Source organism: Ruegeria sp. AP11 (assembly GCF_056535865.1).
Genome location: NZ_JBQFJB010000002.1, coordinates 609,723 through 622,465 on the forward strand (window position 1 = coordinate 609,723; position 12,743 = coordinate 622,465).

Annotated in this window: 8 protein-coding genes; 3 read left to right on the forward strand and 5 right to left on the reverse strand. The window is 58.5% G+C overall.

Annotated features, from left to right (window positions below; translation table 11 throughout):
• Positions 1 to 133: 133 nt before the first annotated feature.
• From ACR3E4_RS20710 to ACR3E4_RS20725, 4 genes are all read right to left on the reverse strand, one after another.
• On the reverse strand, positions 134 to 1,147 hold the full coding sequence (locus ACR3E4_RS20710; protein WP_480531236.1) for an Ldh family oxidoreductase: 1,014 nt from the start codon (positions 1,145 to 1,147) through the stop codon (positions 134 to 136).
• A 59-nt stretch (positions 1,148 to 1,206) separates the two neighbouring features.
• Positions 1,207 to 2,727: a trimethylamine methyltransferase family protein gene (locus tag ACR3E4_RS20715; RefSeq protein ID WP_480531238.1), complete on the reverse strand. Its 1,521-nt coding sequence runs from the start codon at positions 2,725 to 2,727 to the stop codon at positions 1,207 to 1,209.
• 15 nt (positions 2,728 to 2,742) lie between these two features.
• On the reverse strand, positions 2,743 to 5,196 hold the full coding sequence (locus ACR3E4_RS20720; protein WP_480531240.1) for a GcvT family protein: 2,454 nt from the start codon (positions 5,194 to 5,196) through the stop codon (positions 2,743 to 2,745).
• 107 nt (positions 5,197 to 5,303) lie between these two features.
• Entirely contained in the window at positions 5,304 to 6,302 is a 999-nt protein-coding gene (locus tag ACR3E4_RS20725; RefSeq protein ID WP_480531242.1) for an isopenicillin N synthase family dioxygenase, read from the reverse strand.
• 195 nt (positions 6,303 to 6,497) lie between these two features.
• Here ACR3E4_RS20725 and ACR3E4_RS20730 point away from each other — a divergent pair, with 195 nt between their 5' ends.
• From ACR3E4_RS20730 to ACR3E4_RS20740, 3 genes are all read left to right on the forward strand, one after another.
• Complete coding sequence (locus ACR3E4_RS20730) at positions 6,498 to 7,364, forward strand: LysR substrate-binding domain-containing protein (RefSeq protein WP_480531244.1); 867 nt, start codon at positions 6,498 to 6,500, stop codon at positions 7,362 to 7,364.
• Between the two features lie 292 nt (positions 7,365 to 7,656).
• Positions 7,657 to 9,342, forward strand: a complete 1,686-nt coding sequence (locus ACR3E4_RS20735; protein WP_480531417.1) for a type I secretion system permease/ATPase — start codon at positions 7,657 to 7,659, stop codon at positions 9,340 to 9,342.
• Positions 9,342 to 10,649 (forward strand): HlyD family type I secretion periplasmic adaptor subunit, encoded by a 1,308-nt coding sequence (locus ACR3E4_RS20740; RefSeq protein ID WP_480531246.1) that lies wholly within the window; start codon positions 9,342 to 9,344, stop codon positions 10,647 to 10,649. The genes ACR3E4_RS20735 and ACR3E4_RS20740 overlap by 1 nt, the downstream gene beginning before the upstream one ends.
• Before the next feature lie 4 nt (positions 10,650 to 10,653).
• Here ACR3E4_RS20740 and ACR3E4_RS20745 read toward each other — a convergent pair whose 3' ends face one another.
• On the reverse strand, positions 10,654 to 12,699 hold the full coding sequence (locus ACR3E4_RS20745) for a dockerin type I domain-containing protein (protein WP_480531248.1): 2,046 nt from the start codon (positions 12,697 to 12,699) through the stop codon (positions 10,654 to 10,656).
• Positions 12,700 to 12,743 lie beyond the last annotated feature (44 nt).

Consider the following 12,743-nt stretch of genomic DNA (forward strand, 5'->3'; position numbering starts at 1 on the left):
TAGTATAACTCATCACTGGCAGGGAACACATTGCTGCGGAATTAGCGCGAAAAATTACAGCATATCAGACGCGGTTGCCTTCCCGACATAGGTCCGATGGCAAAAGCGACCGGACCTATCGCTTGAAAGGAGATTATTGCAGCTCAGCCAGCTGAGCCAGCAGTTCTGTGCTGACCTGTACGCCATTGGCTTGCGAGGCGGCACGGTTCTTCAATCGACCATCACCGGGCACGCGCGCTGTGCCGTTGCCTTCGATCTCGGCGCAGATGCGCTTGATATAGTCGTCGAACGCTGCGTTGCCGAACCGTTTCGGATCAATCGCGATCAGGGTCGAGCCGCCCTTGATATTCAGCGCTCCGTGCGCTTCGCGATTGGCGTTGTCTACCGACAACGTCCCTCCGGCCAGAGCTGCACCCATCACCTCGATCAGGAAGGCGATTGCAGCTCCTTTATGCTCGCCAAAGGGCAGCAGGCTGCGGGTTTCCAGGATAGCATTCGGATCGGTGCTGGGCTGACCGTCGGGGTCGAGGCCGGCGGCATGCGGCAGATCGTGCCCTTCGGCTGCGGCCATGCGGATATCCATCAGCGCCACCATTGACGAGGCCTGATCCCAGACAATCGGATCCTGACCCTGACGCGGGCAGGCAAAGGACATCGGATTGGTGCCAAAGACCGGACGCACACCACCCTGCGGCACCACCATCGACAATGAGTTCACGACGCCCAGTGCAACCAGCCCGGCCTCGGCCAGTGGCTCGGTGTCAAAGCGCAGACCGGCAAGGTGATGGCTGTTGGCGCAGGTAAACGCTGCGATGCCGTTTTCGCGAGCCATGGCAATCAACTCGTCCAGCGCCATGGACGCGGCGATCTGATAATACCCATTGTCGGCATCCCCGCGCAGAACGCTGGGTGCGATACGCTCAACTTTGGGATTGGAGGCAGGATTGGCATAGCCTGAGGTAAAGCTCTGCACATAGACCGGCAGCATGCGCAACCCGTGGCTGCGCGGACCGTCACGTTCCGACTTGGTGACAATCTCTGCGAGTTGATCGCTGCCACGCTCATCCATTCCAGCCGCAACCAGGACGGATTTCGCCAGATCCCTCACCTCATCCAGCGAGAGTGTTTTTGTTGCAATTTCAGTCATCTGCCTGATCCTGTCCTTATGAAACTAAAAGAGGTGCCTGGGCACCTCATTTGTATGTATTAGGCGCTGTATTCAATGCGCTTTTTGGCGACGAACTCATCCAGCGCACCCCGCTGATCGTCGGGCATCGGCGGCTGGATATAATTTCGTAGCATCCGTTCCGCCTCTTCCGTGCCGACCGTTTCTGCGGTCTTCGAACCCTCGGCCTCCCACTGTTCAAAACTGTCGTTGTTCTGCAAGTGGTTCATGTGCATCGGGTTTTCGCGAGTGTGGTCGGTGCCCAGGAAATGGCCTCCGGGTCCGATCTTGTCGATATCGCCCAACAGCGCGTCCAGGTTTTCGTCTACCAAGCCGCTGAAAAAGAGGTGGAAGTTCTCCAGCTGCAGCGTGTCCTGCACCCACTTCGAATAGCTGACCCCAAGCGCGCCTTCCAAAAAGCCCGCCGAGTGCACGATGTAATTCGCCCCGCCCAGCAGCACCGGCCACATGGTATTGGCGGTGTCGAACGCCGCCTGCATGTCCGGAGTTTTCGAGCCGGTCCACATGGTACAGGTGCGCCACGGCACGCCGTAGAACCGCGCCATCTGACCCACCAACAGGTTCATCAGACCGGGTTCGGGCGAGCCCATCATCGGCGCGCCGGTTTTCATCGACACACCCATGATCGCCACGCCCAGCACCATCGGCGCGCCGCGACGTATGATCTGGCTATAAGCCATGCCCGCGAGCGATTCCGCGATCAGCAACGCCACACCGCCCTGCGGGCTGGCCGGGGTCGAGGCACCCGCCAGAACGAAAGGCGACAGCAGGCAGGGCTGATTGGCCGAGGCGTAGACGCGCAGGCTTTGCAGCATGGTCTCGTCCCACACCAGTGGCGTGTTGCAGTTCAGCAGTGCGGCCATCACGACGTTGTTGTCGACAAACTCCTCTCCGAACACGATCCGGGTCATCTCAACCGAGTCGCGCGCCGCCTGTTCCGACAGCACCGAGCCCTTGATCGGCTTGTCGGTCAGCGTCAGCGCCGCATGCACCAGTTCCAGATGGCGCTGCGGGACGGGAACGTCCTGCGGCTCGACCGGCAGGATGCCCGGCACCATCATCGACTGGCTCATCTGACTGAGCTTGAAGAAATTGTGCGCATCCTCCAGCATCGAAGGCCGGCGCACGCCGTCCAGACCATAGACGAAAGGCGCGCCATAGGCGTTGGCGAACACCGAGTTGCGGTTACCCACCCGCAGTGAGCGGTCGGGATTGCGCGCCGCATAGCCCCATTCTGACGGCACCGCCGAGATCAGGTCCATCAGCATCTCGCGCCCGATGCGCACGCGTTCGCCCTGCACATCCGCGCCGTATTTCTTCCAATCGGCCAACGCCACGGGATCGCGGAACTCGATGCCGGTGGTTTCCAGAATAGTCATCGCGGCATTGTGGATGCGCTCGACCCCTTCGGGGCCAAGCAGATCGATGGGACCGACCTTGCGGTTCAGGGTCGAAAGATAGACGGGGGCCGGGTTGGTACGGGCCTGAACCCGTGCCGCGCGTCCGCCGCCACGGCCTGAGCGTGCTCTTGCTTCTGCCATTTCAAATCCTCCGGATCAGGCGCGCGCTCTGGCGCTGGTGGGATCAACGGCGCAGACATCGATCACTTCGGCGTCGCGCATCTCATTGTGGACCAGAACCTGCATCTTGGTGCCTGGCGCGGTCATATCCTGCGGCACCAGCGCCATGGCGATGTCGTGGTTGCAGTAATACGAGAACCCGCCCGAGGTGACCCGACCAATCAGCTTGCCATCGGCATAGACGCCTTCGTCGAACATCACCGAGGTATCGCAGAATGGCAGTTTCAGCGTCACCAGAGTGTTGTATCCACCTTCTTCCTTCTGCTTCAGCAGCGCCGCCTTACCGACGAAATCGCGTTCGCAAACCTGCCCGCCGATCTTTTCCGTCAAGGCCACGAAGCGGCCCAGATCGGCCTCGTACGGGGTCATGTCCTTGCAGATTTCGCGGTTGATGGCGCGATAGGATTTCTCGAGCCGCATCGACTCCAGCGCTTCCAGACCAAAAGGCTTCACGCCCGCTTTCAGCAACTGATCCACGATGTGGCGGTTATAGCCGACCGGGTGGTGCAACTCCCAGCCCAGCTCGCCGGTATAGGACACGCGCAGCAGGTGCACACCCTTGGCATAGCCCACCTCGCCCATCTGCGCCGACAGCCATGGGAAGGCTTCGTTCGACAGGTCGTTGTCGGTCAGTTTCGACAGAATTTCGCGCGACTCTGGTCCAGCCAGCGCGATCACGCCCAACTGCTCCGAGATATCCTCCATGACGACCGAGCCATCCTTGGGCATCTGGCGCTGCAGCTGATCCCAGTTATAGGCGCACCAGTTCGGGGTCGAAATCAGATAGAAATCATCCTCGGCATAGCGCACGATGGTGTATTCGCCGTCCATGCCGCCGTTTGCGTTCAGCGCCAGCGACAGGGTCATACGGCCCACCTTGGGCAGCTTGTTGGCCATGATACTATCCAGCCATTTGGCCGCACCCGGGCCACGCACGGTGAACTTGGTCATTGGTGACATTTCAATGAAACCAGCCTTTTCACGGGTGGTGCGCACCTCGTCCTGCACCCGTTCCATATGGTCGGTACGGCGGAAGCTGTGCTCGGGGATCGCCTCTTCCGGCGATTTGGCGAACCAGCGGGGGAATTCGTAGCCGTTGAAGCTGGTCCAGACAGCGCCATGGGCGGTCAGCAGGTCATAGGAGCCCATGGTCTTCATCGGGCGGGCATTGGGGAAATCTTCGCCCGGAACGTGGGCGTCCATATGGGTGCCCCATGTTTCGCGCACCTTGTCCATGGTCCAGCGTTTCGAGGCATAGTCCGAGAACCGGCGCGGGTCGAGTTCCGACATATCCATACCCGGATCGCCATAGACGATCCAGCGGGCCAGACGCTCGCCCACGGTGCCACCCCACAGGATTCCACCGGGCATCCCTTCGGCCAGCCACAGGTTTTCGTGCCCTGGCGCGGGACCGGCCAGAGGCAGTTCATCCGGGGTCATCTGGAACGGGCCACGGGTGTTGGCCTTGATGCCCACCTCGCCCAGCGTCGGCACCCGCTCGATGGCGCGTTCCCACTGGGTTTCCACCGCGTCGAAATCCTCGGGCAGCAGATCGGCACCGAAATCAGGCGGCACGCGGTCTTCGGCGAACAGCTTGAGATCCTTGGTGAATTCATAGGGACCGAACTGGATACCACCCACATCTTCGCGCAGATATGCGCCATAATCCTCGTCCCGCAGGATCGGGAATTCGGGTAGACCTTCGGCCCGGCGCTCTTTCAGCAGCGGCACGGTATCGGTGGTCCAGTACTGGTGAACGATCGGAATGCAAGGCAGGTCCAGACCCACGCGGCGGGCGTTTTCACGGGCGTAGTTGCCGGTGGCGAAAATCAGATGCTCACAGGTGATCTCGCCCTGGTTGGTGGTCACTTTCCAGTGGCCATTATCGAGCTTTTCATAGGATTGCGCTTCGGTGTTCTGATACACTTTCGCGCCTGCGTCCCGCGCCAGTTTCGCCATCGCCATGGTGATATCGGCGGGGTTCACGTAACCATCTTCGGTGTGCAGAATGCCGCCACGAATATCCGGGCTTTGGTTCAGCAGCGGATGCACCTCGGCGATCTCTTCCGGGGTCAGCAGTTTGCAGGGCACGCCCGCAGCCTCGGCAATCGAGATATAGGACTGGAACTCATCCCAACGCTTTTCGGTGTTGGCAACGCGCAGCTGGCCGACCTTGCGCAGACCAACCGAAGAGCCCATCTTTTCCTCGACCTCGGTATAGATGCGAATGGTTTCCATCGTCATCTTCGAAACGTTGTGCGAGCGCACAAAAGTCACCAGCAGCCCGGCCGCGTGCCAGGTTGAGCCTGAAGTCAACGTGGTGCGTTCCAGCATCACTGCGTCCGAACATCCGTGCTGAGTCAATCCATAGAGAATGGATGCACCTACGCATCCGCCACCGACAACCACCACTTTCGCATGTGATTTCATTTTGTTTCCTTCACAGATCTTCGGGCCGTGACGGCGTCACCCCGGATTTCATATTCCCACCGTACTTGCGGTGAAATGAGACCCCGACAACCGGGGCCGGAACTGGATCAGGCCACCCTGGCCTGGAGATGCGGGAAGCTTTTGGCAAAGCGCCCGAACTTGTGGCTGCCACAGGTGACAGGAGCGTAGCGAGCAGGATTATCTGCATCAATACAAGATGGCAGAGGTTCAAACACGGCATCGTAATCGGCATCGATGAAGAACGGGATCGAATACCGCTCGCGCCCCGAGGTGTTCACGACCCGATGCAGATTGGCCAGATACCGATCATTGGTCAGGCGCTGCACCAGATCGCCGATATTGATAACAAACGTTCCAGGGATCGGTGTGCCCTCGATCCACTGCCCGTCGCGGTTCATTACCTGCAGACCACCCACATCGTCCTGCGCCAGAATGGTCAGGTTGCCATAGTCGGTATGCGCGCCGATTCCGATAATACTTTCATCCACTTGCCCTGTCTGGGGTGGATAATGCAGCAGTCGCTGGATGCTGATGGGATTCTGCAGCCTGGACCCGAAGAAATCAGGCGCCAGGTCAAGGCTGCGGGCAATGCCGGTCAGCAGGATCATTGCCAGACGTTTCATTTCTTCGTGATAGCCGTAGACCGCATCGCGGAATCCGGGAACCAGCGCCTCTTCCGGCCATTGGTTGGGGCCAAAGAACGGACCCGACGATGCGGCTTCGGGGCCGATATCGAAGCATTCCTTCAGGTCCTTGGTCTTGCCCGGATCGGTGTTTTCACCGAACGGTTCAATATAGCCACGCAGCGCTTCGCCGGAATGCGCGATATGCAGCTTCATTTTATCGTCGGCTGGCAGATCAAAAAATGCCCGAGTACGCTCAAACGCCCGATCCACCACCTCGGCAGCAACGCTGTGGTTCCTGACATACATGAAACCGGCATTCGACAGTGCCCAGCGGGTATCGGCCGCCACTTTCTGCGGGTCGCTGCCGTCGATCAGAGGGGCAAGATCGACAACGGGGATCTTATCAAACGACTGTCGCGTCGCATGAAGGGAGTCCTGCAGGACAGGTGTCTGGGTCATGGGCTGAGTCGCTTTTCGCTAGGCGTAGGTATTTGCCTGCGCATACTGTGGAATTTACGCGTCATACAATTGTAAAAAAAATCACCCTGAGTTATCTGATCTAACCCTGGACTGATAATTTCTGCCGCATTGCAGCATAAAATCGATCTTTCGTGCGAGGATAAGTTGCCCAAACGTCCCTATAACCTGCCCCCCATGACATCGCTTCTGAGCTTTGAGGCTGCCGCCCGCAATGTCAGCTTCAAGGACGCAGCGAAAGAGTTGAACGTGACACCAGCTGCCGTAAGCCATCAGATCAAGGCACTTGAGCAGGAACTGCAGCATACCCTGTTTCACCGTTTTCATCGCGGGGTCGAACTGACCGAAGGTGGCGCGTATTTGCTGGTTGCGCTTCAACGGGGTTTTGAGGGTATCGGAGAAGCATTGGATCAGCTGCGCGCGCATCGCGGGCGTAACGCCGTGACGATCCGCTCTACCACCGCCGTTAGTTCTTTGTGGCTTACCCCGCGACTGGCGCAGTTCTGGAAAAGCCATCCTCATATTTCGGTTGCGCAGATGGTCAGCGATCAGGATGCCAGCACCAGGGACTGTGATTTGAGCATTCATTATGGCCACATGCATCAGAATTCAGGGCCGTGCCGCGCCCTGTTTCATGACCAGATCATGGCACTCGGCAGCCCCCGCTTTGCCGAGCAGCATCAGATTGACACTCCTGCGGATGTGGCGAATATCCCTCTGATCTATCTTGAGGCTGCAGATAGCGGATGGACCAACTGGCAGGAATGGCTGCGGGCGCTGGGGCAGTCGGCGCAACTGAAAGCCGCACATCGCGTTAACAACTATGTCATCGCGTTGCAGGCCGCGCAGGACGACATGGGCGCTGTGCTGGGGTGGGAGGGCCTGACGGCTGAGTTGGTTGAATCCGGCAAACTGGTCCAACTGATACCTGAAACGGTCTCGTCTCCGCTGGATTTCTTTGTTGTCTTGCACAATCAGGCTTCGGACCGAGCGCGGGTGCTGTTTGACTGGCTTTCCGAGGCCGACAAGCCAAAGGCGGTGTGATTAACGACAATGGCTGAAAAACCTGTTATGTCTGGATGTAATAATCCTGCGCAAATTTACGGGCTCGGCGTATTCATGCCGCTGGAGCAATCAAAACTGTGCGATCCCCGCCGAAACACGCGCGCCTCTTCGAAACGCCCGTTGTTCGCGGATTTTGACATAGATATAGTAAAGCGTCAGTCCGGGCCACGTCAGCACATTGCGTGTTTTGCCTGTCAGTAAGTAGGGACCAGATTTAGTGAGTTTCAGAAATCCACCAAGCGCCGCACAACGCCATGAGCTGCGCAAAGTCATGGGTCAGGGCAGAAGCTTTCTGGCACTGGCTTTCCTGTTCAGCGTCTTTGTGAACCTGCTGATGCTGACCGGGCCTTTGTTCATGCTGCAGGTCTATGACCGCGTGCTGGGATCACGCTCGGTCGAGACATTGGCGGCGCTGTTTTTGCTGGTTGCGCTTCTTTATGGGCTTATGGCCATGCTCGACTATGCGCGGGGACGTATCGTTGCCCGGTTCGGGGCGCGGTTCCAGTCTTCGCTGGATGAGCGGGTCTTTGAAGGAACCATGCGGCGGGCGCTGTTTCCGCAATTCCGCTCGGCCCCTGCCACTGCATTGCGTGACCTTGAATCGATCCGGTCACTTTGTGCGTCGCCTGTGTTACTGGCCGTCATGGACATGCCCTGGACGCCCCTTTTCCTTGCCGCGATCTTTCTGTTTCATCCGCTTTTGGGATGGCTCGCTGTAGGCGGCGGAACGCTTTTGGTGGTGATTGCGCTGCTGAACCAGGCGCTAACCCATCGTAAAGTGGCCCAAGCGCAAAGCGCGGCGGCCCGGGCAAACGCGTTTTCAGAGCACGCCCGCCAGGCAGCCGAAGTTGTACGCTCGCAAGGTATGCAAGGGGATGTTGGCCAGCGTTGGATGAAGCAGCGTGGCGAGGCGTTGACTCAGTCGATCTCGGCCAGCGATTGGACGGGCAGTTTTACGTCGCTGACCAAATCGCTGCGACTTTTCCTGCAATCCGCGATGCTTGCGCTTGGTGCGTTGCTGGTTTTGCGCAATGAGATGACCCCCGGCGCAATGATCGCGGGCACCATCCTTCTGGGCCGCGCATTGGCACCGGTCGAAATGGCGGTCGGCCAATGGGCGATGATCGAACGGGCGCGCACCGCGTGGATCAGCCTGAACAAGTTCCTCGACTCAACACCGCCCGAGACAGCCCGCACCAAATTGCCCATGCCGAAAGCCCATCTAGTCGCCAAGGGGCTGACCGTCATTCCGCCGGGCTCAAAAGTTCCAACATTGCGTAACGCGACGCTGAATCTCGAGCCGGGCCATGCGCTGGGTGTCATCGGGAAAAGCGGCTCGGGCAAGACAACGCTTGCTAAAGCGCTGCTCGGACTTTGGACTCCTGCAGCGGGCGAGATTCGCCTGGATGCGGCCACTCTGGAGCAATACGACCCCGACGATCTGGGGCGCCACATTGGCTATCTTCCGCAAGAGGTTACCCTGTTCAACGGCACTGTTGCCGAAAACATCGCGCGGATGTCGCAATCCCCGGACCCCGAGGCCGTGGTCGCAGCGGCCAAAACGGCAAACGCGCATGAACTTATTCTAAGCCTCGAGAAAGGCTATGACACTTTCCTTGAAGGCAATGACAGCCAGCTTTCGGGGGGCCAGAAACAGCGTATCGCTCTGGCGCGGGCCCTCTACGGTAATCCGGTGCTGTTGATCCTGGACGAACCCAACTCTGCCCTCGACGCGGACGGGACTCTGGCGTTGAACAACGCTGTGCGCGAATTCAAGGCCGAGGGCAAATCCGTCATCATCATGACCCACAGACCGCAGGCGATTTCGGAATGCGATGACCTGGTGGTTGTCGAGAAAGGCCAGATCGTGAAATCCGGCAAGCGCGATGAGGTTCTTAGCTCGATGGTGCAGAATGCCAATGTCATCAAACGGCATCTGAACAAGGTGGGTGAGTAATGTCCAAAGAGGATAAAAAGGCAGCCTGGAGCATTACGACCCCGGCAATGGTGGGGATTTTGGCTCTGGCCATCCTTGTGCTGGGTCTCGGTGTCTGGAGCATCCGGACCGAACTGGCGGGCGCGATCATCTCGCAAGGAGTGATCGAGGTGCAAAGCAACCGTCAGGTGATTGAACACCCCGATGGCGGCGTGGTGGGCGAAATTTTTGTCCGCGATGGCGACGACGTGACCCGCGGGCAATTGCTTTTGCGTCTGGATGACACGTTTCTGGCATCCGAAAAGACAATCGTAGAAGCGCAGCTTTTTGAGCTTCTGGCACGCAAAACCAGGCTTGAGGCGGAACGCGATGGCGCTGATGCAAACGAACTGGATGGGCGTTTGGCAGAGCTACAAAATGCGGAACTCATCGACGAAGATCTTCTTGCTGGCCAGCGGCGGTTGTTCGAGGCTCGTCTGGACACGCTGACCCAGCAGATTGAGCAGTTGGGCAAGCAAAAAAACCAGATTGAGGACGAAATCGAAGGCACCGAAGCGCAACTGGCTGCGCTGCGCACACAGGTCGATCTGATCAGCGAAGAGCTGGTTGATCAGGAAGGACTGCTGGAACGTGGATTGACTCAGGCCAGCCGTGTTTCGGCCCTGCAACGGGAACAGGCGGATCTGAATGGTCAAATAGGACGGCTGGAGTCGACCGTCGCCCGCCTAAACGGCCAGATTTCCACAACTGAGATTCAGATTGTTCAATTGAGGGCGACCCGTCGCGAAGAGGCGATCGCAGAGTTGCGGGATGTACAATCCCGCGCCGCCGAACTGGCAGAACGGCGCCTGTCCCTGACCGAGAGGTTGTCGCGTCTGGATATCCGCGCACCCGTGGCGGGCACGGTCTATGACAGCCAGGTGTTTGCGATCCAATCGGTCATTCAGCCCGGTGAACCGATGATGTATGTGGTTCCGCAAGACACGCCCCTGCTGGTGGCTGCGCGGGTGGATGCCCTGCATGTGGACCAGCTGCATCGCGGGCAGGATGTTGCGTTGCGCTTTCCTGCGTTCAATCAACGCGAAACGCCTGAAATCGATGGCCATGTGGTCAATGTCTCAGCAGATACATTCACCGATGAGACCACCGGCTTTACCTTTTATCGCGCCGAAGTCCAGCCGAATGACGGACAGATCGAACGCCTGAACGGTCAGGAACTGCTGCCGGGTATGCCGGTTGAGGCAATGATCAAGACGGATGAGCGCACGCCACTCTCTTATCTGGTGAAGCCGCTGGCCGATTATTTCTATCGCGCATTCCGGGAATAGAAGGTCACGGCCCCTCGACATTCCCGAGCAAAATCGAAGTCATGTCGACGGCGAAGGCGCCGTCGACGATGGTGATGTCTGCGCCGGTCTCATAGGCGACATTGTTTTCGGTGATCCCGGACAAATCAGCGTCTGCGTCAATAAAGACCCATTCCGCCTCATGCGACGTGGGCAGGTCAACGGCGTTCTGCAGAATGGCCAGCGCGTCCAATGCGTTAACCCTTCCATCCTGAGTGATATCTGCCGCGATCAGGCTCTCTGGCGTTGCGGGTCCCCATGTGGGATCCAGCCCAACCGAAATGCGCAGAACCTGTAGCGCGTCCAGCGCGGTGATCTCTCCGCTCGCGTTTGAATAGGATTTTACAATATCCAGCGCACCGGGAAACGAACCATCCGGAATATCCAGATCGAATACGCCCTGATCATCCGCCTGCGCCACAACGGTCGCGCCGCCGTCAGGGGTGAACCTGATCTCTGCATCCGACAACGCGGGATTCGGGCCGTTTGGACCGATGGTGACAGGACCCGTGACACCTTCTGACGCGTTGTTGCCGGGCCCGCTGCCCAGATCAGTTGGAATATGATCCGGCCCGTCGAACCCGGCACCAAAAATATCTGCGCTGGTAAGTGGAGTGCCCTGATCCGAGATCACCTCGATCGTTTCATCGCGAAACGAGATCCGCGCCCCCTGCCCTGTTGCGGTAAAGTCCAACTGGAGCGGAGAGCGCAGAAACGGAAAATCCGTAAGATCGAGCCGGTCGACACCGGCCTCAAAATCCATGATCGTTGTCAGACCACTGCTTTCGCGCATCACAAAAATATCCGCCCCGTCGCCCCCGGTCATAATGGTGGCGCTGGTTCCGCTGATCAGAATGTCGTTTCCTGCCCCGCCAAACAGGCTTGTATCAAGAAAACCACCTTTGAGCATATCGTCGCCCGAGGTGCCGCTGATCGTCCCGAAACCCTGATCGACCACGCCCAGATTAGCGACCGAAACGCTTAGTTGAGTAAGACCGGCCTCCTGCTGGGATGCCGCGAAAATCTGCAGATCGTCTCCGATATGCGCAACGCCCAACGTTTCGACATTCTGCAACGCGCTTGTGACGGTATCCTCAAAGCTGTCCATATGGATCAGTTGGCCATCTTGGGTCATGGTAAATAGAGTGATGCCATCATCACCGCCTCCGGCAACAACAAACACGCGCCCGTCGACCTTGATGACCGAGAGATCCTGCACGGAACCGAACCGGGTATGCAGCGTATCAAGGACGTGGTCGGTTGGGCTCAATCTGCCATCGCTGCCGACTGTCATGACGCTTAGCGAGTTGCTGCCCGCGCCAGCCACAATCACCCATGTTTCACCATAGGCCTGAACCGATTCAATCGCGGTCGGAGAGCCGATGCCCAGCGTTGCCAGGCTGATCGCCCCATCCGTGAGAGTCAGAGCACCGGTGCCGGGATCAACCGCAAAGCTTCGAATCGTACCGGTGGCGGTCTCGGCCGTGATTACGAAATGATTCGATCCGGATTCCACGGCCTGCATTGCATCCGCACGCCCCGAGGTCAGACCCGTCACGGTCAACGAGCCATCGCCATTGACACGATAGGTCCCGATCTGGCCGTTATCCTCATGCGCCAGGGTTAGAAAATTATTGTCGCCGATGGTGGATTGTATTGTCGCCGATATATCACCACCGCCTGAAAGCCCGCCAGTTTCCTGCAACCCGCCGATCGTTCCATCACTGTTCAGATCATAACCTACCAGCCCCGTTGCGGTATTCACATCCAGCACCAGTTGCGTCTCACTGCCCAGCGTCACAATCGTGCCGCTGCGCCCGACCTGATATTCGATGGATGCCCCAAAATACTGCTGATCCTGCAAGACGGGCGCACCGATTTCGGTCAATTGCCACGACGCGATCCCACCGCCCGGCCCGGTCGTACTGTAGAGATACGTTTCGCCGTTAAACGTTTTTAAAGCCAGATCGCCGATACCTGAATCGAGCGCTGCGGTCCCCGTTGCAACCACTCTTTCAAACTGAAGCATCATCGTTGTTCACCCCCAAGGCCATCACCGGCACTGCGATCAGAATG